Genomic DNA, 24,533 nt, shown 5'->3' with positions numbered 1-24,533 from the left:
GCGTGAACTCCCGGTTGGGAACGTTCCAGTTTCGCACATCCTTTGGTTTTTACTTCTATGACTGCCACTCGTCGTCGTCCCGTCGTTTTGATCGTCCGTGATGGTTGGGGCCAGAACCCTGATCCCAAATGGAATGAATGCAATGCGGTTCATTTGGCCAACACACCGGTCGATGAAAAGCTGACTCAAGAGTACCCCAGTGTGCTGATTCACACGTCGGGAGAAGACGTTGGGTTGCCTGCTGGCGTGATGGGCAACAGTGAGGTCGGGCACCAGAACATCGGTGCGGGACGGATTGTCGATCAGGAAGTGATGCGAATCACGCGAGCGATTCGCGACGAGTCGTTCTTCAGCAACCCGGTGGTGGTGGGCGCGATCGAGCATGTCAAACAGAACGGCGGTCGATTGCACCTGCTGGGGCTGATGTCCGATGGTCGTGTGCACAGTGATTTGCAGCACGGCATGGCCGTGATCGACCTGGCCAAGCGGAACGGTTTGGTGGGGGATCAGCTGGCGATTCATGCGATCACCGATGGACGCGATACCTCGCCGCGTGGCGGGATCAAGTTCGTGTCGCAGTTGACGGACCGCTGTGAAGCCTCTGGTGTCGGGGTGGTGGCGTCTGTGATCGGGCGTTTTTATGCGATGGATCGTGACCTGCGTTGGGAACGCGTCGAAGCGGCCTACAAGTTGATGACCGAAGGCGTCGGGCAAACGTTCCCCACTGCCAGTGCCGCGATTGAAAGTTATTACGCCAATCCCACCGATAGCAATCGAGGTGGAGACGAGTTCATCACAGCGTCCTCGATTGTTCCTGAAGGCGGTTCGCCAATCACGGTCCAGCCTGGCGATGCGGTGTTGTTCATGAACTACCGCGGCGACCGAACGCGAGAAATCACCAAGGCGTTCACCTTTGATGAGGCGGCTTGGAAAGAGATTCCAGGCGGCGGATTCGATCGCGGTGAGAAGATCGACAATTTGTACTTCGCGACGATGACAGGCTATGAGACCGGGTTGCCGGTCAAGGTGATCTTCGAGAAACCCGCCAAGATGCCAAACATTCTTGGTGAGTACGTGGCTTCCAAAGGTTTGCACCAATTTCGCTGTGCGGAAACCGAGAAGTACCCGCACGTGACGTTCTTCTTCAATGATTATCGAGACAATCCTTTTGAAGAAGAGGAGTGGGGCATGGCTCCTTCGCCCCGCGATGTTTCCACCTACGATCAAAAGCCGGAAATGTCCGCGGAGGACATCACGGAAAAAGTGCTGGAGCAAATTGAGTCGGGCAAGTGCGACATGATCATCGTCAACTATGCCAACGGCGACATGGTCGGCCACACAGGAGTTTTGAAAGCTGCGATTGAGGCGGTTGAGAAGGTGGATGCCTGTGTCGGCCGAGTGGTCGATGCGACCTTGGCGGCGGGCGGGTCATTGGTCGTCACTGCCGATCATGGCAACTGCGAGCAAATGATTGATCCTGAAACGGGTGGCCCCCACACGGCACACACGACCTACCAGGTCCCGTTGATTCTGGTGGATCCAGAGTTCGTTGGCAAACCTTTGCGTGAGGGCGGTCGTTTGGCTGATATCGCTCCCACCGTGTTGGCGTTGATGGGGCTGGAAGTGCCACCTGAAATGACCGGGCGTCCTCTGATGGAAACTCAGACCGCCTGATGTCGGCTGCCCCGCGGGAAGGTTGGACCATCGGGAATCGAACCGTTGCGATCATTGCTGCCGCGTTGATGTTGGTGGGTTTGGTCGCGACGTTCTCTCGCATTCTCGTCAAGTATCAAACCCCGGGGCCCTTTGATCCGGAACGCCAAGGTCTCTGTGATTTTCACAATGGGATCTACTTCCCCACGCGAGCGGTGCTGGCGGGGGAAAGCCCTTATAGCAATGCCTACGCCGCCAAGTATCCGGTCGCGAGGCAAATCCCATTCTTCTCGCCCGTGATTCTGTTGATGCACGCGCCGCTGGCGGTGCTGCCGCTGCATGTTGGCGAAGTGTTGAATGTGATTCTGCAGCTGTTTTTGCTCGCGGCGATTGCGATTCTGGTGGCTCGCGAAGCAGGGTACCCAAAGCGATACGACGCAGTGCTCTGCATTGCCATGGCGATGGTTTACAGCCGCGGTGGTCACATCACCTTGTTCAACGGCTACTTCACCTTTCAGTTGGTGTTGGCAACGTTTTTGTCAGTCGTCTGGGCGGACCGCCGGCCCGTTCGGGCGGCGTTTGCGTTGTTGGTGGTTTCGGCCAAACCAACTTATATCTTGCCGCTTGGATTCCTGATGCTGGCTCGCGGCAATTGGCGAGCATTGATTGGCGGTGCCGTGCTCAGTATTGCTGGTGCTGCTTTGCCGCTGGCTTGGATCGCACACCACGAAGGTGACGGTAACATCGCGGCGGGAGTTTCGATCCTGCAGCAGCAAATTGTCGACACGCAGGAAGTTCACCGTTCGATGGACGACGAGTCGCCCGTGTATTCTTGGACACGGCTCGATCTGTTTGCGATCATCGCGAAATGGCGAGGGGAAGACCCGGGGGATCTGCCGCACATTCTGGCGATGGCGGCACTGTTGATCGTCCCGATGTGGGTGTTGTTTGTGCGTGCCAGGCGAGGCCAGGACGATGGGATTGCTGGCGTGACCGGCGGCGTTTTGCTGACCGCTTTGTTGGTCAGCTTGTATCACCAATCGTACGACTCGCTGCTGATGATCGCGCCCGTTGCCGGGGCTTGGATGGCGAGGCTGAATGGCTGGGCAAGTGTTTCGCCCAAGCTGCGCTGGGCGTTGTGTGGCTTGATGGCGTTTCCGGCGCTGAATTATCTGTCGACACGAACGTTTCTGCTGCGGTTCGAGTTGCCAGAAGTTGCGGTGCGTATTTTCACCAGTCTCAACGGGATCTGCCTGGCGATTTCGCTGGTGATCCTGTGTTGGATTGCATTTCGAAAGCCAGCCGACGAGAAGAGTCAGGTCAGCGGGAACGTCGAGTGAGCTAAATTGGGGTGGAACTTTGGGGGATCGCGTTCGTCCAAAGTTTGTTCATGGAACATCTCCCCCTTGTTGAGGTTCGCTCAAATGCTCGCCCGATTCCTTTCTTGCGTTCGCTCGCGTTTTGCTCCGCTTGTTCTTGCCGCAGTTTCGGTGGCACTGTCTTCCGCGATGGACGCCCAAGAAGTGGTTGCGCAGCAGCAGGTTGCCGCTGGTCCATCGGGGCCGATCAAGGATGTTTCTTTTCAGGCGTTGTGGTTGATCGAATCCGACGACGCGAACCGGATTGAATATGCGGGGCCCGCGCGCGAGGCATTGTCGACGGTTGGATTTGGCCGATTGGTTCCTGCGGGCAGCGCGATGGCATCCGTCACGGTTGGATTGGACGCTCGTGTGGACTGTGGCTCGCGCTACGGTCAATTGCAGTGCCAGGTCCGGTTTCTGAACACGACGGAGTCGGGTGAAGTTCAGGCTCAGGTTGAGTTCCGGACGCAGCCACAATCGGGAATGACCATCGCGACCACCGTCAGAGCCCCAGTGGGAAAGTGGTTCCTGGTCGGGGCTGCTGACTCACGAACGGGATTGCCCACTCACGCGGATGATGGCAAGCGAGCAGTGATGATCATGAAAGTGACCAGGGATGTGATCACCCTGGAGTAGTTAGCCTTTCACGCTGAATCAAACGACAATCAGAAGCTCGAGATGGGCTGCTAAGCAGGTCGGCAGGAATGATCGGGCACAACCGTGTGAGCCGTTTGGGCGTTAGCCTGGGCTGTCAAAAGGTTGGTATTGACACCGCTTTGGACTGCGCAGGTTTTGTTCCTCGACTTCGCCCCAAAGGGGCAGCCCTATGCCAGCCCAGGGCAACGCCCTGGGTTGTGGCGGGACCAAGATTACAAAGCCCCAACGGGGGCGGTCCTAGCGGGTTTTGGGGAGTCTTTCTTAGGGCCGCCCCGTTGGGGCTGGTGTCGGAATCTCTGTAACGAAACCCCAGGCGATGCCTGGGGCTATCTTAGAGCTGCCCCGTTGGGGCGTAGGACAGAATAAAAATCAACGCCGCATTTTCCGTGTCAATACCAACCTTTTGACAGCCCAGCGTTAGCCTCGGTTAAGTGCGGGAACCGTGGCTAACGCCAACGGCTCACATACCCGATGACTCCTGCGTACCTGTTTAGGGTGTCGTTTCTGAGTCCTCTGTTTCGAGATTTAGAGTTGGTTCTTCGCTTGCTTGGGGTTCGTCAGTTGGCGCATCCAGTTCGGGTGTTGGCTGTTCCGCACGTTCGTTTGGGTTCTGGGGGGCATCGGATGGATCCACCGAGTCCGCACTGGCGGGAATCAGTTTCATCGCAGCCTCGAATTGTGCGATTGCGTCCTTCGCTTCAGTGATCGCAGACTCGGCTTTTTGACGCTCGAGTTGGCTGGACTTGGAGTTGGCAGAAGGATTTGATTTCTGCTGCTCGTTCAGGGCAGCTAGCTCCAGTTCGGCTGCATTTAAATAGCGAGTCAAGTCACGCTGGATTGATTGAAGTTGCAGTTTGAGGATGGCGAATTGCTTCTTGACCGAAGCGTGCTCAAGTGTCACTTTGCTGAGCTCTGTCTGAGGAACTGCTCCTTTCTGATGCAGTTCGGTGATCTCCCTAAGCCGAACTTTGGTCGCCTGCTCGGCAATCGCCGCATCGCTCGTTTTGCCAATGACCGCGAATGCATCCATGAGTTTGCGCGGATAGGAATTGGATGTAGTGTCGGTCGCTGGTCCTTGCGGCGAGCGGGTGGTCGGTTGGTTTCTCCGTCGACGCCACGCGTCATTTATAGAGTCACGGTTGTCGGATGGCGGGAATCTGGAATCGGCGATTGGTTTGCGACCAGGAAGTGAGTACGAGCCGTCAGGATAGTAGCCATAATGATTCGAAAAGGATGGAGACACGAGGGCATAGGATGGAGTGGTTGGTGGTGTGTAGTTCCAATCCAGTGGATCGCTGCGGCCGAGCAGTTGATCGATTCGTCGCTGAATGATTTTGTCTTGGTTTTCAGCGCGTTGCTGATGGATATTCTTGAGCGATTGGAGGCGCTTTTCAATCGCAGCGATCTCCGAGCCTTGCTGTTCGTGCATCCGCTTGAACTCCGATTCGAGTTCGTTGCGGATGGCGTTCATCTCTTTGTGATGTGCGTCGTTGGTTGGTGTTTGACGCAGTTGAGTGAGCAGTTGTCTGATTCGTTCGTTATGATCAGGGGGTCCGTTGGTCATCGAAAGGTGTGTGGTTCCAATAGGAACTCTCGTGGTTCTCATGTCGGTTCCGATGGAGATTCTTCCGCGTTGGTCTGTGGAATGAGCCGTGACGGGGGCCTCGGCTTCTTGAAATCCATCGTTTTGGACCAGTGAATTCCCTTGGTTGACCGGCAACGCCGTATTGGTTTGGCGATTGAATCTTGCTTGCGATTGCTGAACGTAGGTGGGGTATGGCGGAGGTGAAAAGCCATTCCGTGAGTTGGGGTCACTTGTCATTTGCGAACGCGACTCCTGGTACGGTTGATTGGTGGTTTGGGAGTAAGGGAGGCGGTCACGCTGTTGGTCAATCGGTCGTGAATCCCGGTTCTGTGCCCAGGTTGAGGGCGGGGGAGTCCAAGACCAAACCAAAATGGCAGCCGTGGGGACCGTCAATGTTGCGATGAATGCTGACTTCCAAGCGCGGCTTCGTCGCTTGCGCAATGCCGGAGTCGGAACCGATTTCATTTGAGCTTCATCCTTCATTTTTGATCTCCAAGAGTGAGGTCGCGATTGATTGTTGAGTTGGTTCCTTCGAGTTGGATTGCCAGTCGCTCCAGCGTGAACTGAATCGAACGCAGTTCTGCGTTGAAGTGAACTGCGTCCCAGTCGTCGGTGGTCGGAGAGGGGGGCGCGGGAATACTGGGTGGTATCTTGGCGATCTGTCGTGGTGGTTCGATGACGGTTGGTGGCGATTGTTCCGTGTGAGTGTTTTCTGGTGGGCGATGATTCCAGGTTGCGATGGCGACCACCACTGCTAGCAGGCCTGCCGTTGCAAGCGTCCATCGAAGGGAACGTTGCGGACGACGTTCATTGAGCGAGTCAGGCAGTCGATTGACCGTTGGGTTTCGCACATGGGCGTTGACCTCGCGCAGGAGCGTGACCGCCTCGTCTGCGGATCCGATCCGAAGCGTGAGATCAGGTTCCATGAGGCGAGCGACCAAGTTGTCGAACCAACCAGGCATTCGTTCATTGATCTCTTGGATGGGTTTGGCACGTGTCTCGGTGATCTTTCGCAGGACTCCGAGAGGGGACTCGGCGCGGAAGGGCGGTCGTCCCGTTGCCAGCGCGTAGAGCAGGCTTCCCAAGCTGAACAGATCGCTGCGGGCGTCCAAAGTTTCGCCGCGAGCTTGCTCCGGGCTCATGTACTGGGGTGTGCCAGCGATCATGCCGCTGTTGGTCAGCGTGGCGTCATCGAGTGCTCGGGCGAGTCCGAAGTCACTGATCAGGACGCGGCCGTTGCCTTCTTCGATCAAAATATTTGCGGGTTTGATGTCTCGGTGAAGCACGCTGTTCTTGTGAGCGGCTGACAATCCTTCGGCGATTTGCAAACCGATCCTGACGACTTCGGTCAGCTCCAGCGGGCCTTCGCGATCAAGATGCTGTTGCAGGTTTCCGCCGTCGATGCAGGGCATCACCAGGTAAGGCAATCGAGCGTTGGGGACGACGCTGTAAATCGGCACAATCGCAGGGTGCACGATCGCCGCGGCAGCTTGAGCCTCCCGCATGAAGCGTGTCCGCGCCGCACCAACGCCAGCGAGGTGAGGCGAGAGGACTTTGATTGCAACCGGTCGATTCAGTTCCGGATCCATGCCTCGTAGCACGACGCCCATGCCTCCTTGTCCGATCACGCTGTGAATCGAGTATTGATCCAAGGTGCCAATTGCAGGCGTGTCATCGGCGGCGCCTGAGCGTTGATCCTGCGGTGGTTGCAGCAGGGGACGGATCCAGTCCAAGGACGCGTCGAAGGATCGCTGGGGTTCGGCTGGATCGCTTGGGGTTGGGCGTGCAGGCCAACTGCTTTGGTCGATGAATGTGCTCTTGCTGAGGACTTCGACGGTTTCGTCCCACCACATGGGCTCGCCGGCAATTTCTCGCAGTTGCGATCGGCAGTGTTCGCAATTGCTGAGGTGATACTCGATGCGATCCGCTTCGGGAGCCGGTAATCGCTCATCGAGCAATTCACGCAACTTGTCCATTTCAAAGTGTGGGTCTTGCTTGGCAATCATGATGCGATCAATCACTCAAACGTTGGTGGACAAGTTCGCGAATCCGTTTGAGGATTCGACATCTGGCGACGTAGACGGATCCTTCGGAGATGCCGAGGTCGGAGGCGACGGCCGCGACGGATTGGTCCTCCACGGCGGTTCGCCAGAACGCGATCCAGTTCTTTTCGCCCGTTCGCGATCGCACCTTGCTGGCGGCCCAGCGAAACAGTTGTTGTCGATGATCGCGATCGAACTCGTGGGAAAGTTCCGCGTCCTGTTGAGTGCCGTCGATGCTTCGGTCGTTGGAGGCAACGGCGTCGATGATTCGAACGATGCTGCTGCCTCCGGTCAGTTCGCGGCGAGATTGAACGGATCTCAGTCGGTCGATGGTGGCGTTCCGCGTGATCCGGCTGAGCCAACCGCGAAAGGAGCCTTGGGCGGTCACGTCAAACCGCTCGATCGCACCGGCGACCGACATCAGAATCTCTTGCACAATCTCACGAGCGTCCGCGTCCTGCACGCCACGCCGCTTGACCAAGCGGTAGATGACTGGCTCGTAGATTGCGGAGAACTCGGCCCAGGCAAATTCATCCTTGGGATCATGCAGTCGCAAAAGCAGGCTTTCGCGAGTGGTTGGTTCGGCGGCGGTGGAATCAAAATCCAAAACGCAGTTCCAGGTAGGTGGACCGACTGTTCAAAGAGTCTCACGGATGTCCGAGCCAAATATTGCGCCTAACTTTTGAAAAAGGCAAAAAGCCTGGTGAGTGCGATTGAGAGAGATTCTGTGCCGAGCCTCATCGGTGGTGCTGGCGGATCCAGTCGGCGGCGTCGGAGAGGCTTTCTTCGAAGGGGCGGATTTTGTAGTCGAGTTCGCTTTGGGCTCGCGAACTATCGTAGTAGTGGTATTGGCTCGACATGCCCATGGCGGCACTGTTGAAGTCGACTTCGTGGGGCAGCAGTTTGCCGACAATGTCTCCGGCGACTCCTGCGATCCAGCGTTGGGCTGGTCCGGCTCGCATGATGGGCTGGCGGGCGTCCATCGCCTTGGTCATGGCTTTCCAAAGCTCGAGGTATCGCATGTTGTGGCCAGCGAGGATGTATTGCCGGCCCGCGGGGATTTCATTGGCCAGCAACTTTTCAGCGGCGCGGATGGTGGCGGCAGCCACGTCTCGGGAATCGCAGGTGCTGTTGCCGCCTGAAGGCGAAAGCGGACGCCAGGCTTTGCTGACTTCCAGCAGCATTCGGCCGCTGCTCGGTTTCCAATCCCACGGTCCGAGCATGAATCCGGGGTGAACCAAGACCGCTTTCAGACCATCTTGAACACCTTTCAAAATGACTTCGTTGCCAGCTCGTTTGCTGAGGACGTAGCTGCACGGGATTTGACCGCCGGCGTGATCCAGCGGGGTGTCTTCGTTCGCCACCCCATCACGGTCCGCGATACCGAGCGTGTTGACGGTGCCGACGTGAACGAGCTTGCAGTCGTGATGCAGGCAGGCGTCGACGATGGTTTGGGTGCCATCGCGATTGACAGCCAGGGAGTCCTCGAGGCGGTGCCAGCCCAGGTGAATCAGGCCAGCGGAATGGATGACCGCGTCACACTGGGACACGGCATCTTGGATCGCTGTTTGATCGAGCAAATCGCCGTGAGCGAATTGAGTGTGGATGCCATCGAAGACTTGCGAGTCAGGTTCGCCTCGCACCAAGGCGATCAAGTCATGACCGGCGCCCGACAGTTGGCGAAGGATCGTGTTGCCTAGCAAGCCAGTGCCGCCAGTCACAAAGACTCGCATGGTGATTCCTCAAGGGACCGAGGGAATACAACGTGGCAGAGTTTTAGCGGAACGGCGCAAGCCGTCCGGTGCCGTGGAACCGGAGGGCTCGCGCCCTGCCGCTAAAATTCTTAAGACGTTTGGCCTTTGTAGTTCCGGTCGACGAACTTGGTGTCCACGGTGCCATTCACAAAGGCTTCGTTTTGTAGGATCCAGTTGTGGAATCCAGCCGTTGTCGTGATGCCTTCGATTTGCAATTCCTGCAACGCACGCAGCATCGTCGCGATCGCTTGTTCTCGCGTGGGGCGATGGACGATCAGTTTGCCGATCATCGAATCGTAGTAAGGCGGGACCACGTAGCCCGACTTCACGTGCGAATCGAATCGAACTCCCATGCCGCCGGGCACGAACATCGATTCAATTTTGCCGGGGCAAGGTTGGAAGTTCTTGGTTGGGTCTTCCGCGTTGAGTCGGCATTCGATCGCGTGACCGGTGCACGTCAGTTCTTCTTGGCGGAACGACAGAGGCAGTCCCGAAGCGACTCGGATTTGTTCTTGGATCAGGTCCACGCCGGTGATCATTTCGGAGACCGGGTGTTCGACTTGGATCCGAGCGTTGACTTCGATGAAGTAGAAGTTGTATTCCTTGTCGACGATGAACTCGACGGTTCCCGCACCGGCGTAGTCGGCGCCAGCGATCATTCGCACGGCAGCATCGCAGATCGCTTCGCGGCGATCAGCGGGCAGGTCCGGGCTGGGGGCTTCTTCGACCAGTTTTTGGTGTCGTCGTTGGACGCTGCAGTCACGTTCGAACAGGTGGCACACGTTGCCGTGTGTGTCCGCGATCACTTGGACTTCGATGTGACGTGGTTGCTGGATGAATTTTTCCAGGTAAACACCGCCATTGCCGAATGCCGCGATGGCTTCGTTGCGAGCCGCTTCGAGTTGGCTTTTGAGGACATCTTCGGTTTCTGCGACCCGCATGCCTTTGCCGCCACCACCTGCGGTGGCTTTGATCAGCACGGGAAAGCCGATCTCTTTGGCGGTGTCGATGGCGCGGTCAAAGTCCGCGATCAATCCATCGCTGCCGGGGACGACCGGGACGTTCTGGGCAATGGCCATCGAGCGAGCGGTGTTTTTGTCGCCCAGTTTGTCCATCGCCGTTGGCGAGGGGCCAATGAATTCGAACCCGCTGCTTCGGCATTGCTCATTGAATTGAGCGTTTTCCGCCAAGAAGCCGTAGCCGGGATGGATGGCATCGACGCCGGCGACTTCTGCCGTGGCGATGATGCGATCGATTTTCAGGTAGCTGTCTGCGCTGCGGTTGGTGCCAACACAGTACGCATGGTCCGCCAATTTGACGTGCATGGAATCTTTGTCGGCTTCGCTGTAGACGGCGACCGACTCAATGCCCATTTCACGACAAGCGCGAATCACACGCAGCGCAATCTCGCCTCGATTGGCGATCAGAATTCGTTCGAACATGGATCAGCCGTCCACCTGGACGCGGAACAAAGGTTTGCCGAAATCAACGGCTTGTTGGTCGCTGACGAGCACTTCGACGATTTTTCCGCGGCACTCCGCGGGGATTTCGTTGAAGACCTTCATCGCTTCGACGATGCAAATCACGGTGTCTTCGTTGACGACATCGCCCACTTTGACAAACGCGGGGGATTCCGGGTTGGCCTTGGAATAAAAGGTGCCCACCATCGGCGAATTGATCGTGATGGTGCCGGCCGTGTCAGCCGAGGCATCGTCACCGGAGGCAGCGGGCGCCGCTGCAGCCGCAGGAGCGGCTGCGACGGGAGCTGCCGCAACGGGGGCGGGAATCATGGCTGGAGCCGTTCCACCCCGCGTCAGTTTGATGCGATCATCGCCTTGTTGCAGGTCCACTTCGTTCAGTTCGTGTTGTTCCATCAACTCGACGATCTGGCGAATCCGATCGATGTCAAACACATCCCCGCCGTCGGGTGTTTCCGATTTCATACGAAGTCCGATACCTGCAAAGTCCAATGTTTTTCGAATCCAGAAGGGATCCGATCCACTCGTTTTCAGAGTGAAGAATAAGATCGCAACGTTTTACACAACAAGTCGACAATCATCGAGACCCTTCGGAAGGGTACTCAGACGTTCAAACCCATCGGCGGTGACGAGGATGTCGTCCTCGATCCGAATTCCAAATTCGCCTTCGAAGTACACGCCTGGTTCCACGGTAATCACCATCCCTTCGCGAAGCACCTCGGTGGACATCGGTCCCATGCGTGGATCCTCGTGAATTTCCAAGCCAAAACCGTGTCCGAGTCCGTGTTTGAAGGCGTCGCCCAAACCTGCTTTTTGCAGGACCTGGCGAGCGGCTCGGTCGACTTCGATGGCTTCCACCCCATCCCGAATCGCTGAAATGGCGGCTTCTTGCGATTCCAAAACGGCCTGGTAAGCGGCTTCAAATCGAGCGGCGGTCGCGGACCGAACCTCGGCTTTGTGCAGGGTTCGCGTGAGATCGCTGCAGTAACCATCGACACTTGCCCCCCAGTCGATGAGCAGGGTACGGCAGTCCGCCAAGGCAATGTTGCGGGGGTGATAATGGGGCAGGGCACCGTTGGGTTCGGCGCCCGCGATCACATCGAAGCTGACGCCGGAGGCACCCAGACTTCGCATGGTCGCTTCCAATTCGTGAGCGATTTGCAGCTCGGTCATCTGCGGGGTCAGCTTGTTCGTGACGCTGAGAAAACTTCGCTCGGCGATCGCGATGGCTCGCCGGATCGTGGCCAGTTCGTCGGCGTCTTTGATCGAACGCAGCGTTTCGACCAGTCCGCTGGTTTCGGTCCACTGGACTGATTCGATCTGTTCCTGCCACTGACGCAGCGTGGAAACTTGCACGTGATCGGCTTCGAACCCGATCGTTTGGAGCGACAAATCGCCCAAATATTCCGCCAGCAAAGCCACCAATGTCTGGCTGGGCGGTCGAATGGCGTTTTCTAAATTCGGGCATTCGTCGGCGATTTGCGTTTCGTAGCGACGGTCGGACAGCAACGTGGCTTTGCCATCGGGACGGACCAGCAACCAGGTGCTGTCGCCGGTGAAACCGCTGAGATACCGCACGTTGACTTCGTTGCAGATCAAAATCGCGTCCATCGGCTGGTCCGAATTGGCGAGGGATTGCACAAGTCGTTCAATACGCTGAGTCATGAAGTCAAAATCCGTGGGTGTGGTCGAGGCGGCAAAAGGATTGAAACGGCGGTCAGCGGTGGGGGCGTTCTCCGCGCGGCCGAACGGCAGGCAACGCTCTCGTTCGGTGGCAGGTATTGTGGGCTGAGAATCGGCACCTGTCACCCGTTGGGGATCGACTGATATCATGCCGGCGATGGAACGCGAGCCCCATGGCTTCCTCCCCGATCCTTTCCCTTGTTCAAGCCACCCGCACATCCCGATGAAAACTGACGAACTCCGCGAAAAATACCTGGCGTTCTTTGAGACCAAAGGTTGCGTCCGCCAACCCAGTGACGTGCTCGTTCCGGCTTGGGATCCATCGGTTTTGTTCACCCCCGCGGGGATGAACCAGTTCAAAGACCACTTTCTAGGCAAGGTCAAACTGGATTTCACTCGCGCGACCACGTGTCAAAAGTGCTTGCGGACGGGTGACATCGAGAATGTCGGCCGGACCGCATTCCACCACACGTTCTTTGAAATGCTGGGTAACTTTTCGTTTGGCGATTATTTCAAAGAAGAAGCCATCCACTGGGCATGGGAATTTTTGACAGACAAAAAGTGGCTCGGCATTCCCGGCGAGCGACTGACGGTCACCGTTTACAAAGACGACGACGAAGCGTTCGGCATTTGGCACGATAAGATCGGGTTGCCAAACCAACGCATCACACGCATGGACGAGGATGAAAACTTCTGGCCTGCGTCGGCGCCCAGCGAAGGCCCGGACGGAGTTTGTGGTCCCTGCAGCGAAATCTATTACCAGTTGGAAGACGGCAGCGACGTCGAAATCTGGAACTTGGTGTTCACCCAGTTCAATCGCGTGGGAACGCCTCCAGACAACTTGCACCCGTTGCCCAGCAAGAACATTGACACCGGCATGGGGCTGGAACGAACCGCCAGCGTCCTGCAGGGCGTGCCAACCAACTTCCACATCGACAGCCTGTTCCCGATCGTCGAAGCGGCATCGGAAGTCTGTGGTGTGAAGTACGAATACGAGAGCGACAACGGGCGGCGACTGCGTCGGATCACCGACCACGCACGAGCCAGTGTGTTCGCGGTCCACGAAAACGTGTATCCCGGCCCCAAGGACGCTCGCTCGGTCATCCGCCGTCTGATCCGCCGTGCGGTGCTGGACGGTTATCAGATGAATCTGCGCGAGCCATTCCTGTACAAGTTGGTCGAAGCCGTTGCGGATGCGTCCAAAGCCGCATATCCAGAACTGGGGCAGACGACTCAGCGTGTCAGCGAAGCGATCGAGTCGGAAGAAAAGGCGTTTTTCTCGACAATCGATGGCGGGATGAAACGCATCCATCGTTTGTTCGAAGAGATGAACGACGAAGCATCCGTGATGGTGCCTGGTGCCGATGCCGCGGATTTGTTGACCACCTATGGCGTGCCGCCGGAGTTGGTTCAAACGCTGGCCGCCGAACAGAATTTCACGTTCGATTGGTCGGGCTTTCGCGAAGCGATGGACAAACACGCCGACGAGAGCGACGGCGGACAACGTGTGTTGTTCCAAACCGGCCCCCTGGAAACTCTGAAAGAGGCTCTGCGGGAAACCCCGTTTGTGGGTTACGAACAGACAGAAGCAACGGCGATCGTCAAAGGCATTATCACTGGCGATGGCAAAGGCAAAGGAGACGACGGGCAACTGCTCAGTCATCTTGATCGTCCTGAAGACGCGGTTCTGCGATTGGTGCTCGATCACTCGCCGTTTTATGGTGAATCCGGTGGCCAAGTCGGCGACATCGGCGTGATCTTCAACGACAACTTCGAGTTTGAAGTCATTGACACTCAGCGACACGCATCGTTGATCGTTCATCACGGTCGATTGGTGCGAGGCAAAATCTGCGAAGGAGAAACGTGCACTGCGAAGGTCGATGTTGAGAATCGCACGGCGCTCGCACGAGCCCACAGCGCGACTCACATTTTGCACCACGCATTGCACACACACGTTGGCCGGCACGCTGAGCAGCAGGGCAGCAAGGTCGAACCAGATCGCTTGCGATTTGACTTCACCAACCCCAAGGCCATCGACGACGAGACGTTGGTCAAAATCGAACAGGATGTGCTCAGCATGGTTGGCGAAGGCGACGAAATTCGCTGGGACACCGTGTCACTCGCCGATGCTCGTGAAGCTGGCGCGATGATGCTGTTCGGTGAAAAGTATCCCGATCCATGTCGCATGGTTTCGATGGGAACGTTCAGCCGTGAATTGTGCGGTGGGACTCACCTGACCAACACCAAGCAAGTGGGCTCGTTTGAGGTCGTGGTCGAGGAAAGCGTTTCCACGGGGACACGCCGCATCGAAGCTTTGACAGGTGATCGGGCCAAGGAACACCGCGAGCAAACTCAAGCGTTGCTGAACGAGGTGGCCGATCAATTGAATTGCGATGCCTCGGTGGCTGCCGCGGCCACGGTGGCCTTGATCGAAGAGGTTCGTCGATTGAAGAAGGAACTGTCGTCTGGCAAAGCGGCCGACTACCCCGCTGAGTTTGTCTTTGACGGCAAAGCGGCCAAAGAGGAAACGACAGACATCAGCGACTACAACGCGGTGCGTGCGGCGGTTCGTGGTTTGACCCGTCGTTTGAACGTCGCGATCACCGATGTGCTCAGTCGATTGGAGTCGTTGTTGGCGGATCGATCGAAGTTGGTCGAACAACTCAAACAAGTCACCGCCGGCGGGAAGATCTCGGCCGATGACCTGATCGCGGATGGAACCCAAGTTGGCGACACGTTGTTGATCGTTGCCGAAACACCCGGTGCCAATCCAAACATCATGCGTGGTTGGATCGACCAAATTCGCAAGAAGAGCGACACGCCGACTGCGGTGCTGTTGGCTTCGGCGATGAACGACAAAGTCATGTTGGTTGGCGGGTTGAGCCGAGATTTGGTCGATCGCGGATTGAAAGCGGGGGACTGGGTTGGTGCGGCGGCGAAGGTGGTTGGCGGCAGCGGCGGTGGACGGCCTGATATGGCCCAGGCCGGTGGCAAAGACGCCAGCAAGTTGCCCGAAGCGCTTCAGCAAGCTCGCGAAACGATGACTGAGAAACTGGGCTAAGCAGGTCGGCAGGATTCTTTCGGCATTGGAGCTGTCATGGCAAACGCAACGGTTCCCACGTACAACCGGGGCCAACGCCCAAACGGCTCACATGATTCTGCCCGATCATTCCTGCCTACCTGCTTGAGAGCTCGCTCTTGCTTGCCTTTCATTTCCTGCCACGGCCACCAAAGACGGGATGCTTTGCTCCTCATGAATGAATCAAACGAGTTGACTCCCAATACGTTCTATATCGAGGTGACCGGTGCGGGACTTCCCGAAGTGGACGGGCTCTTTGTGCCCTCCACGGCGCCGCCAGCCGAGTCGGAATCAGGCACGGTCTCCAGCTTGGGATATTGGAACGGCAAGCTGGCGTGGGATCGTGCCGATGGAAAATCCGCCCGAAGCCCTGCGTTGTCTTATTCCAACACGTATCGGTCGTGGAGGATTTGTCGGCTGGATGGGCATCTTGCCTATGACATCACTTGCGAAGATGAGTTGCCGCCGACGGACAGGCCTTGGCATGTCTACAAGAAAGGCGTGGCACCCGCACCCAAGGTTGTGATCCATCACCACGATCCACGTCAACCCTGCCCAAAACCCAATGTGGTGTTTGTGCTCGGCGGCCCTGGTGCCGGGAAGGGAACGATGTGTGAATTGGCCGAGTCGCAACTGGGGTGGACTCACCTGTCGACAGGCGACTTGTTGCGAGCTGAACGCGAAGCCAATGGACCGCATGCGGCGACCATCGAAGAGATCATCACAGCGGGGAATCTGGTCCCCAGCACGATTGTGGTGAAGCTGCTGCAAGACGCGATGGAAAAGATCACGCGACACACCGGCAACCGGAACTTCTTGCTCGATGGGTTCCCGCGATCGCAGTCAAACTTGGACGCGTGGTATGAGGTCTTCGGCCGAGAGGCCGAACTGCCCAAGATGCTGTTCTTCGAGTGCCCGTACGAGGTTCTGGAAAAACGCGTTTTGGCTCGCGCCAAGTACACCGGACGACAGGACGACAATTTGGTGAGCTTGAAGTCGAGGTTCGACACCTTCAAAAAAGAAACGCTGCCGACCGTCCAGTTTTTCAAGAGCCAAGAGCGGTGCGTCGAATTGGACACCAGTCTGGATCGCCAGGCTGTTTACCAGCTTGTCTGCGAGCAGCTTTCTGAGCACACCGATTGCACGTTGGCAAACCAACCGTTGTCCGAGAGAGCCGAGATGTTGCTCGGATTGAGACGCTTCCCGAATTGATGCGACCTCCAGACCCGTCGCACGGCGGTCCCCGCCGTGAGATGTTGGGTTTTGATTGAACGCTTCGATCCTAAGCAGGCAGGCGTCTTCGGGAATGTGAGCCGTTTGGCGTTGGCCACGGTTCCCATGCGCAACCGGGTTAACGCTGGACTGCGAAATGTTTGCTATTGGCGCTCCAACAGCGGATGCAATTTTTCTTCCGGCTCCTGTCTTTCTTCATCCCTACCGGGATGAAAACTTGCGCAAACGAATGCGTTCCATAACACCAAGCATTTGGCAGTCCAGGCGAACGCCCAAACGGCTCACATGGTTTTTCCTGCCAGCCTGCTTGCGTGGGCTTCTAAGCAGGTACGCAGGTGTCATCGGGTATGTGAGCCGTTGGCGTTAGCCACGGTTTTCACGCGCAACCGGGGCTAACGCCCAAACGGCTCACATGGTTGTGCCCGATCATTCCAGCCGACCTGCTTAGGACAGCGATTGCTCCTCTGCCGGGAGATCAGATTCGTCTCGGTGGAGACCACCGAGCGACAGCTTGTTCCGCCCCCTTGGATCAACCGGGGATGAAGTCGCATTCCGGCGTCAGCGATTGAGCGAACAGCGTCAGCAACTTCGCGATCGCTTCGATGTCGCCGAGGCTGATCGTTTCGACGGCCGAGTGCATGTAGCGGTTGGGGATCGCGACCAATCCGGTGGCGACGCCTGAGCCGGAGATCTGCAGCACATTGGAATCGTTGGGTGCGGCTCGCCCGAGCGCGGCGGGTTGGTAGGCGATGTCGTTGTCATCGGCCAACTTCATCAATCTCGCCGCGACTTTTGCGTTGATGTTGGGGCCACGGAAAATCACCGGGCCGCCCCCAATTTTGATATCGCCTTGTTGTTGTTTGTCGATCGTTGGGCAATCCGAGGCATGCGTGACGTCGACTGCGATGGCCACGTCAGGGTTGATGCGTCCGGCGGCGGTCCTGGCTCCCCGCAGCCCGATCTCTTCTTGCACGGTCGCGACGCTGTGCAGTTCGCACTGCAACGCTTGGTCGGAGGTGGCACAACGACGGGCCGTTTCAATCACCGTCCACATGCCGGTTTTGTTGTCCATGCCGGGGCCGCTGACCAAGTCGCCCAGCAATTCACGGTAGGCGAGGTCCAACGTCACGCAGTCGCCGATGCGGACCTTTGATTTGGCTTCTTCGCCATCTTTGGCTCCGATGTCCAGCCACATCTGTTCGAGCTTGACCACTTCGCCGCGTTCTTGCTGGGACAGAAGGTGAATCGGCTTGCGACTGATGACCGCGGAGACAGGGCCGTCGTCGGTCCACACCGTCATGGACTGGCCAATCAGTTGCTGTGGGTCCCAACCGCCGATCGTTTGGGCGTACAGGAAACCTTGTTCATCGATGTGCGAGATCAGCATCCCGATTTGGTCGCAGTGACCGGCCAGCATCAATTTTGGCGCCCCGGCCTTGCCGACTCGAGCGGTCAGGTTGCCGTGCACGTCGATGGAGACTTCTTCGCTGTGCGGTTTCAGGTACTGGCTGATCAGTTTCTGAATGGGTTCTTCGTAGCCCGAAGGGCTGGGTGTCAGAATCGATTGCTTGAAAAATTCGAGCGGTTGCATTTCAGTGGTCATCGAAGTTGCGAGGACGGAGTTGGCAGAACAGGGCTTTCTTCTGGTCAGGCAACGAGTAATCGAAGCCACATGATTTGAGGAAGTCTTCGGAGGAGCTGATCGCAAGGATTTCCATCACCCCGAGCGTGCGGGCTCGTTCGATGCAGTGGCCGACTAATTTGCGTCCCAGACCCAGTCGTTGAGCTTCAGGGTGCACGGCCAAACATTGCAGTTCGGCCAGTTTTGTGCTGTAGACCTCGATCGCCGCAAAACCGATGCAGCGTGGGCCGACCATGGCGACATAGCCGTGGCGAGTCAGTTCGATGATTTCGGCTTCGGTGCGAGAGAGCAGCAGGTGCTGTGAGACGAACGGACGCATCAAAGCATGGATGGCCTGGGCGTCCAGCGGGGTGGATTGTCGGACGGTGACTTCGTCCATCGACAGCGATTCGCCGGGTGGCGAGACCGGGGGCGCGTCAACGATCGGGGCGGGATCGGGAGAGGGAGTGTCAGCCAAAGCAAGCGTCTTTCATGAACGAAGTTCCACCGGTTCAGATGCGATCAGCAGTCATCGAAAACAGAAGTTTAGCAAATGGTGGCAAACCTTCGCGGGGGCATCCCGGAATCACGCCGTGTCCCGCGCGGGAAGGGCGGCAAGTTCAGCCCCAGCAAGCGTCAGCGGAGACAAACCGGGGAGACGATCTGCACAGCGTGAGGGGGCTCAGGACGAGGGCAGGTCATCGACCCGCAGCAACAGAATGACATGCTGGTCGTCTTGAAGGTGATCCGCGTCCCGAAGCATTTGGCGAGCCAGTCCGAAGGTGGGTTCGGTTTCGTCCGGTTGGTGCACGGGGGCGATCAGCAGTGTCAGATGGGGATTGGCCACCCATGACAGGTTCATCTCCGGCAATTCCCAGGTCGAGCGACCGGTCGCCAAGCGTGTGGCAGCTTCGCTGCTGATGAAACGTTGCTGGACCGATCCATGCTGGACCTCGGGGCGAATTTCCAAGGTGGCTTGGCCTGGGCCAGGCCCCAAGGTTGGGGTGAGTGACAGCGACATCTGGGGCGAGTCCAACGATCGGCCTGTGAGTTTGCCGTTCTCGTGAGCCAGCACCACATGAGAACCATCCAGCACGGTCGAGACAGGAAGTTCATGTCGTTGCGACGAACGCAGGGGAATGGTTTCGACTCCCGACGGACTGCGTCCCAGCACCCCGGCGGTGGAAAGCAATCGATTGATGGGGTCATCGTTCGCAGCAAGATTGTCTTCTGCCGTCTCGGGCAACGCATCGGGAGTGGCGATCAAACCAATGCGAAATCCGTTGAGCAGCCAGGCTTCGCGAATTTTCGGTGGGAAAGCGGTTTCGTCGACATGCTGCCAGAGCGATTCATCGAGGTCTTGGGTGCTGACGTGACGAAAGTCTGCCTGCAACGAAATGGTGTTGCGGCTCTTGTGAGTCAGCTTGGAAACCTGAGTGTGCTTGGATCTGGGGTGCGACTCTTCCAGGGCCCCGTCGTTCCAAGCGCCGCTTGGGAAAAGCGAGCATCCCGAACCGAGCGTCGTGATCGCCAGCAGCGCGCAAAGCGTCCACCAACACCGCATCGGTGTCGTGATGGAGACTCGTTCAGAGGAACGAAAAAGCACGCGGAAATGCCGTCCTACCAAGTCGGAAAGAACCAGGGGAGTGTCGAATGAGCCGACCCTACGAATCCGCGACAAACGATGTCAAGTCAACTCTGGCAAGGAATCGCGACGCTTCAGTTTCACAGGATGCGATCGTTCTCAAACAACCGGTCGTGAGGCGGTCCCTGCTGTGAATTTGTGCTGGTCTCGGTGGGGGACCAGAGTAGAACAATTGTCCCCAATTGTTCCGTCTCGTCGCATTCAAAAGCCGAGCAGCGCCGCATCGGTTCACACCCGAAGACCGTCCGCGTAACGCTTGGAAACACGTCCACCTGGGCAGGCAAACGGTCGGGGACACCCGTTCTACTCTCGTCTCGGTGGGTGACCACCGAGCGACCGATTTCGTTCAAGCCAGCAGGGCGATGAAGTGGCGGCAGAAATCGGGCAGGTCGTCGGGGCGGCGGCTGCTGACGTGGTGCCCGTCGACGACGACGGAGGCGTCTTCGAAGATCGCCCCTGCATTGACCAGGTCATCCTTGATGCCTGGGGATCCGGTCACGCGGACGCCTCGGTAGACGCCTGCTGAAATGGGGATCCAGCCACCGTGGCAGATCGCGGCGATGGGCTTTTTCGCCGCATCAAAGTCTCGGACGAGTTGCAATACCTTGGGATCTCGCCGCAATTTGTCGGGCATGAACCCGCCAGGAACCAGCAATCCGTCAAAGGAATGGGCTTCGCAAGCCTCGATGGCCAGGTCGCTGACGCAGGGGTAGCCCAGTTTGCCGTTGTATTTTTCTCCCGCTTTCGGGCCCGCGACAAAAAATTCCGCTCCGGCTTCGATCAGGCGGAGTTTGGGGTACCACAGTTCCAAGTCCTCGTAGATTTCGCCCACAAACGACAGAACTCGTTTGCCCGTGAGGGTCTGCGGCGAAACGGAATCGACGGAAACCGAGGTCGCGGGTTTGGAAGAGGAAGTTGGATCGGTCATGAATGGCACCGTGCGAGATTGGATTGGTCAGTTAGAATGGTCCGGCACTGAGTAGTTCAGCACAATGGTACCCTCCCTCCCCTGGTGGATAGAAACTCGTGGAAGCACTGTCGCGACCCAAAGACGATTTGTTCGACAATTCGACGATGACGTTCGGGGAGCATCTCGAAGAACTCCGAGGCTCTCTGGTCAAAGCAATCATTTGGTTGTTGATCGGATTGGCTGTTGGTCTGATGTTTGCCAACCGAGTGGTGCGTTTCATCCAGGAACCGCTCAAGCAAGCGATCATCGAGTACAACGCCGATCGCGACTTGAAGGAAATGGGGCTGCCGGACCGCAAGGAAGACCCGCAAGTCAGTCGTTTCTACGAATTCCTGACGTCCAATTCTCTGGTCGCGGACGTGGTGTACACATTGCCATCGGCCAGCGTCCCGGTGCCGACGGGAATTCCGTTGGCGGAGGCGGATGCGGCCGCCGATTTAGCCGTCGAATCGGAAGCGGGCGAGGAAGCCAGTTCCGATGCCGAAACCGGGGTGGAAGACCCAGCATCGCTGGCCATTCCGGAGAGAATCACGACGGCGGAATTGATGAAATCCATGGGGACCATCCCCAACCCGGATGAATTGGTGCCCATGATCCAGCTGCGTCGCAGCGAACGCGGATTGAGCTCGTTGAAGATCGAAGAGCCCTTCATGATTTGGGTGAAAGCTGGATTGATCGTCGGCGCGGTGCTCGCTTCACCGATGATCTTCTATCACCTGTGGTCGTTTGTTGCCGCTGGGTTGCACAACCACGAACGCCGCTACGTGTATGTGTACCTGCCGTTCAGCGTGGTGCTGTTTGTCTCGGGCGTCGTGCTCGCGTTTGGGTTGGTGTTGCACTACGTGTTGACGTTCTTGCTGCAATTCAATGGTTCGATGGATGTCGCCGTGGAACCTCGGCTGACGTATTACGTCAACTTTGTGTTGATGTTGCCGCTGGGATTCGGCGTCGCGTTCCAACTGCCATTGGTGATGTTGTTCCTGCAACGCATCGATTTGGTCCAAACGGAAGACTACATCAGCAGTTGGCGAGTCGCGGTGCTGGTGATCTTTGTGATCTCGATGATTGTCACACCGGCGGACGTGACCAGCATGATCGCGCTCGCGGTACCGCTGTTGTTCTTGTACTTCCTCGGGATCGTGATGTGCGCCTACATGCCACGGGGCAGGGGGCTGGGCAGCGAAGCCTACGACCCGGCCTGATCGCCGCCGTCCAACGAGTCGTTGGTGGAAAGTCGGCGCTGACGAATGATGTGTCGGCGTGGGGTTCCTTTGGCGGTGAGTTCGCCGGATTGGATGGACAACGGTTCGGACAACTCGAGTTGCTTCACGTTCGTTCTGGGCGGAAGGTTATTGGCCAAGCACGATGCGATCGCATCCTGTCTGGAATGATCCTCGGCTGTTGCTTGTGACGGGACGCGCGAAAGCAGCAGCCAGAGTTGATCTTGGTGATGCAGCAGGACCGCTTGCTCGATTCCCTGCAACTGCAACAGTTGGCGTTCAATGGTGGCGGGAAAGACTTTGAAGCCATTGTCCAGCACGATCACATCGTCGGCTCGACCCAGGATTTGAAATTGGCCATCGTCGTGGATCTCAATCAGGTCACCGGTGTCGAGCCAACCGTCCGGTGAAATCTTCTGCCGTGTTGCGGATTCATCATCGAGGTAGCCGAGCATCACGCCCGGACCTCGCACATGCAGGCGTCCTTCTTTCACTTTGGATTCCCAACCCGCGACCAGCGGTCCGACGCGATTGGGAGTCGCGTTGTCAGGCGACGCACTGCAGATCACCGGTGACGATTCCGTGCAGCCGTAACCTTGGACGACGCCGATGTTGTTTCGTTGGCATCGCTCGAATTGCTCGGAGGACATCGCGACGCCGCCACAGCCGAGCAACCGCAAAGCTTGCAGATTGGATGGCCCCGATTCGATTCGGTTCAGAATGTCATCGATCAACACGGGCACAGCGTTGATCAATGTCGGCGAGAGCGTGTCGGGGAGCGAACGCCAGGTTGACCGGCCTCGGCCGAGACTCCATCGGCATCCCGAAAGCAACCACGTCCCCATGTCGCTGGTTCGAGCGTAGGCGTGAGCGATGGACAGCAACGACAGTCGCAGGTCCGAGGTCTGTTGGGGGACCGCCAGCAGTTTTGCCTTCGCGTTGGTCGTGAGATTGTGCTGGGAAAGCATCACGCCACGAGGTTTGGCTGTCGTGCCGCTTGTCCACAGAACCAGCGAAGGTGAGTGAAGGTCAACTTCGCGGGCGGATGCTTCTAGATTTGAGATCGCCTCACTCAGGCTGGTGGCGCAAGTGGCTGCGTGATGACTCTCCGGGTCCCAGTGCTTCTCGTGGTCCCAGTGCAACGCTTTCGATCGTTGGACCAGGGTTTTCTGTTGAGGTTTCGGCAGGAACGCATCGATGGGGATCTCGGTGACGCCTGCAGCGATGCAGGCCAAGGACAACACCACTTCGTTGGGGTGGTTGGTGCACGAGTACGTCATGCGTTTGGGCGAGCCGCTCCAGGGCAATTCCGTTCGCAGGATGCTCGCGGTCGTGTTGACCCTGCGGGCCAGTTCACCCCAGGTGCAAGTCGCATCTCCCGTTCGGGAATCGAGCACAGCGACCTTGTCGGGTTGCTGTTTCGCTTGCTGCAACAACGCCGACAGCAAGTGTGGGACTTCAGCCGTTTTCATGATCGGCGTCCTGTGCTCGAGTCAGCTCGTACAGGAAAATGGCTGAGGCGACTCCCACGTTGAGACTGTCCGTGTTGTTTCGCATCGGCAGCGTGCTGCGGTGGGTGGCTGCTTTGGCAACCTCGGGTGGCAAGCCCTTGGCCTCGTTGCCGACGATCAAGATCCGTCGCTTGGACGTGATCGCTTGGGGGAGATCAATCAGAGGAATCGCAGTGTCATCCAACAGGGTGGCGATCGAGGCGAATCCGGCGGTCGCCAGGTCACGCAATTGTTCGGCGGGTTGGTCAAATTGATAGAAGCGATGGCGAAACACCGACGCCATGCTGACTCGGATCACGCGTCGTGTCATCGGCGAGATTGTTCGCGGTCCCAGAAGAATGTCTCGCACGCCCAACGCAGCGGCGGAACGAAGCAGGCTGCCCACGTTTTCAGGATCGCTCAGGCCGACCAGAGCCAACGCCAATGATGGCTGGGCTGTGTCGCGAAAGTCCTCCATCGGGTGGATGGTGGGGCTGACACCATGCGCCAGCACGCCCCGGTGAAAGTCGTAGCCAGCAAGCTGTTTGCCGAGTTCCCGGGCGATCAGGTAGACGGGCACACCTTTGGGAATCAGAGGCAAGTACTTTGCTTCACGCCCCTCGTGGATCAGCACGGACCGAACCCCCAGATCGCTTTGCAACAAACGGCGTACGACCACGCTGCCTTCGGCGATGAATCCTTCCTCCGCTTCACGATGCCGCAAATCGCGGTAAGGCGAGAGCCGGGGGTCATCGAGGTCCCTCATGGTTTCGGTCAAGCGTCTGGTTCCGTTTGTGCGGGTTGTGCGGGATTTGTGTCGATCCAGCGGCGCAATTGTGCCAGGAGGCTCAACTGATTTGGAGTGAGTGTTCGTCACGACCCGAAGGATGCACGGGAAGGTCGTTGTTTGAACGAGCTTTCACTTTTTGCATGACCCGTCAAGGAAGACGACCGCAATGCTGGAATCTACATGGGATTGGTGGTTTGGTGACGCCCCCTCGCTTCGTCGCACCACGCTGAGACTCCCCTCCACGCTGAGACTCCGCTCCACGCTGAGACTCC

The 24,533-nt window shown here is 57.7% G+C and carries 19 protein-coding genes; 6 read left to right on the top strand and 13 right to left on the bottom strand.

Annotation, left to right across the window (positions count from 1 at the left end):
- Positions 1-42 precede the first annotated feature (42 nt).
- The 3 genes from gpmI (at position 43) to RISK_RS18640 (ending at position 3,650) form a co-directional block, all read left to right on the top strand.
- Complete coding sequence (gene gpmI / locus RISK_RS18650) at positions 43-1,674, top strand: 2,3-bisphosphoglycerate-independent phosphoglycerate mutase (protein WP_083435040.1); 1,632 nt, start codon at positions 43-45, stop codon at positions 1,672-1,674.
- On the top strand, positions 1,674-2,993 hold the full coding sequence (locus RISK_RS18645; protein ID WP_047815828.1) for a glycosyltransferase family 87 protein: 1,320 nt from the start codon (positions 1,674-1,676) through the stop codon (positions 2,991-2,993). Before gpmI ends, RISK_RS18645 begins: the two co-directional genes overlap by 1 nt.
- Positions 2,994-3,143: 150 nt before the next feature.
- Entirely contained in the window at positions 3,144-3,650 is a 507-nt protein-coding gene (locus RISK_RS18640; RefSeq protein WP_236696436.1) for a hypothetical protein, read from the top strand.
- Between the two features lie 511 nt (positions 3,651-4,161).
- Here RISK_RS18640 and RISK_RS18635 read toward each other — a convergent pair.
- From RISK_RS18635 to RISK_RS18605, 7 genes are all read right to left on the bottom strand, one after another.
- A complete protein-coding gene (locus RISK_RS18635) occupies positions 4,162-5,235 on the bottom strand; it encodes a hypothetical protein (RefSeq protein WP_236696435.1) in 1,074 nt (357 codons plus the stop codon).
- Between the two features lie 500 nt (positions 5,236-5,735).
- The gene (locus RISK_RS18630) at positions 5,736-7,262 is read right to left on the bottom strand and encodes a serine/threonine-protein kinase (RefSeq protein ID WP_236696434.1); all 1,527 of its coding nucleotides are present in this window, start codon (positions 7,260-7,262) and stop codon (positions 5,736-5,738) included.
- A gap of 7 nt (positions 7,263-7,269) precedes the next feature.
- On the bottom strand, positions 7,270-7,905 hold the full coding sequence (locus tag RISK_RS18625; protein WP_047815824.1) for an RNA polymerase sigma factor: 636 nt from the start codon (positions 7,903-7,905) through the stop codon (positions 7,270-7,272).
- A gap of 130 nt (positions 7,906-8,035) precedes the next feature.
- Positions 8,036-9,031 (bottom strand): NAD-dependent epimerase/dehydratase family protein, encoded by a 996-nt coding sequence (locus RISK_RS18620; RefSeq protein ID WP_047815823.1) that lies wholly within the window; start codon positions 9,029-9,031, stop codon positions 8,036-8,038.
- A gap of 110 nt (positions 9,032-9,141) precedes the next feature.
- Positions 9,142-10,494 (bottom strand): acetyl-CoA carboxylase biotin carboxylase subunit, encoded by a 1,353-nt coding sequence (gene accC, locus RISK_RS18615; protein ID WP_047815822.1) that lies wholly within the window; start codon positions 10,492-10,494, stop codon positions 9,142-9,144.
- Between the two features lie 3 nt (positions 10,495-10,497).
- A complete protein-coding gene (gene accB, locus RISK_RS18610; protein WP_047815821.1) occupies positions 10,498-10,995 on the bottom strand; it encodes an acetyl-CoA carboxylase biotin carboxyl carrier protein in 498 nt (165 codons plus the stop codon).
- 93 nt (positions 10,996-11,088) lie between these two features.
- Entirely contained in the window at positions 11,089-12,195 is a 1,107-nt protein-coding gene (locus tag RISK_RS18605; protein ID WP_047815946.1) for a M24 family metallopeptidase, read from the bottom strand.
- Between the two features lie 241 nt (positions 12,196-12,436).
- Between RISK_RS18605 and alaS the strand changes: the two genes are divergently transcribed.
- Both alaS and RISK_RS18595 read left to right on the top strand, forming a co-directional pair.
- Positions 12,437-15,274, top strand: coding sequence for an alanine--tRNA ligase (gene alaS / locus RISK_RS18600; RefSeq protein WP_047815820.1), 2,838 nt, complete (start codon positions 12,437-12,439; stop codon positions 15,272-15,274).
- Positions 15,275-15,466: 192 nt separating this feature from the next.
- A complete protein-coding gene (locus RISK_RS18595) occupies positions 15,467-16,504 on the top strand; it encodes a nucleoside monophosphate kinase (RefSeq protein WP_047815945.1) in 1,038 nt (345 codons plus the stop codon).
- Positions 16,505-17,054: 550 nt separating this feature from the next.
- On the opposite strand, the gene RISK_RS18590 is transcribed toward RISK_RS18595, so the two are convergent.
- From RISK_RS18590 to RISK_RS18570, 4 genes are all read right to left on the bottom strand, one after another.
- A complete protein-coding gene (locus RISK_RS18590) occupies positions 17,055-18,116 on the bottom strand; it encodes a M42 family metallopeptidase (RefSeq protein WP_047815944.1) in 1,062 nt (353 codons plus the stop codon).
- Position 18,117: 1 nt separating this feature from the next.
- A complete protein-coding gene (locus RISK_RS18585; protein WP_173442707.1) occupies positions 18,118-18,546 on the bottom strand; it encodes a GNAT family N-acetyltransferase in 429 nt (142 codons plus the stop codon).
- Between the two features lie 282 nt (positions 18,547-18,828).
- Complete coding sequence (locus RISK_RS18580) at positions 18,829-19,752, bottom strand: hypothetical protein (protein ID WP_173442699.1); 924 nt, start codon at positions 19,750-19,752, stop codon at positions 18,829-18,831.
- A 385-nt stretch (positions 19,753-20,137) separates the two neighbouring features.
- On the bottom strand, positions 20,138-20,719 hold the full coding sequence (locus tag RISK_RS18570; RefSeq protein ID WP_047815818.1) for a type 1 glutamine amidotransferase domain-containing protein: 582 nt from the start codon (positions 20,717-20,719) through the stop codon (positions 20,138-20,140).
- A gap of 98 nt (positions 20,720-20,817) precedes the next feature.
- On the opposite strand from RISK_RS18570, the gene tatC reads away from it, so the two are divergent.
- Complete coding sequence (gene tatC, locus RISK_RS18565; RefSeq protein WP_047815817.1) at positions 20,818-21,963, top strand: twin-arginine translocase subunit TatC; 1,146 nt, start codon at positions 20,818-20,820, stop codon at positions 21,961-21,963.
- Here the strand turns inward: tatC and RISK_RS18560 are convergent.
- Both RISK_RS18560 and RISK_RS18555 read right to left on the bottom strand, forming a co-directional pair.
- Positions 21,948-23,453 (bottom strand): class I adenylate-forming enzyme family protein, encoded by a 1,506-nt coding sequence (locus RISK_RS18560; RefSeq protein WP_047815816.1) that lies wholly within the window; start codon positions 23,451-23,453, stop codon positions 21,948-21,950. The genes tatC and RISK_RS18560 overlap by 16 nt on opposite strands.
- Positions 23,440-24,249: a TrmH family RNA methyltransferase gene (locus RISK_RS18555; RefSeq protein ID WP_047815941.1), complete on the bottom strand. Its 810-nt coding sequence runs from the start codon at positions 24,247-24,249 to the stop codon at positions 23,440-23,442. The genes RISK_RS18560 and RISK_RS18555 overlap by 14 nt, the downstream gene beginning before the upstream one ends.
- Positions 24,250-24,533: the final 284 nt, after the last annotated feature.

It is taken from the genome of Rhodopirellula islandica (assembly GCF_001027925.1).
GTDB lineage: Bacteria > Planctomycetota > Planctomycetia > Pirellulales > Pirellulaceae > Rhodopirellula > Rhodopirellula islandica.
The sequence above is the reverse complement of the archived record's forward strand: the minus strand, read 5'-3'. Positions and strand labels throughout refer to the sequence as shown.

Bases quoted from the DNA above. Each gene is read 5' to 3' on its own strand.
- RISK_RS18635 (WP_236696435.1), bottom strand. From the start codon at position 5,235: ATGACCAACGGACCCCCTGATCATAACGAACGAATCAGACAACTGCTC.
- RISK_RS18585 (WP_173442707.1), bottom strand. From the start codon at position 18,546: ATGGACGAAGTCACCGTCCGACAATCCACCCCGCTGGACGCCCAGGCC.
- accC (WP_047815822.1), bottom strand. From the start codon at position 10,494: ATGTTCGAACGAATTCTGATCGCCAATCGAGGCGAGATTGCGCTGCGT.
- RISK_RS18605 (WP_047815946.1), bottom strand. From the start codon at position 12,195: ATGACTCAGCGTATTGAACGACTTGTGCAATCCCTCGCCAATTCGGAC.
- RISK_RS18590 (WP_047815944.1), bottom strand. From the start codon at position 18,116: ATGCAACCGCTCGAATTTTTCAAGCAATCGATTCTGACACCCAGCCCT.
- RISK_RS18560 (WP_047815816.1), bottom strand. From the start codon at position 23,453: ATGAAAACGGCTGAAGTCCCACACTTGCTGTCGGCGTTGTTGCAGCAA.
- accB (WP_047815821.1), bottom strand. From the start codon at position 10,995: ATGAAATCGGAAACACCCGACGGCGGGGATGTGTTTGACATCGATCGG.
- RISK_RS18570 (WP_047815818.1), bottom strand. From the start codon at position 20,719: ATGACCGATCCAACTTCCTCTTCCAAACCCGCGACCTCGGTTTCCGTC.
- RISK_RS18645 (WP_047815828.1), top strand. From the start codon at position 1,674: ATGTCGGCTGCCCCGCGGGAAGGTTGGACCATCGGGAATCGAACCGTT.
- RISK_RS18620 (WP_047815823.1), bottom strand. From the start codon at position 9,031: ATGCGAGTCTTTGTGACTGGCGGCACTGGCTTGCTAGGCAACACGATC.
- RISK_RS18630 (WP_236696434.1), bottom strand. From the start codon at position 7,262: ATGATTGCCAAGCAAGACCCACACTTTGAAATGGACAAGTTGCGTGAA.
- RISK_RS18595 (WP_047815945.1), top strand. From the start codon at position 15,467: ATGAATGAATCAAACGAGTTGACTCCCAATACGTTCTATATCGAGGTG.
- alaS (WP_047815820.1), top strand. From the start codon at position 12,437: ATGAAAACTGACGAACTCCGCGAAAAATACCTGGCGTTCTTTGAGACC.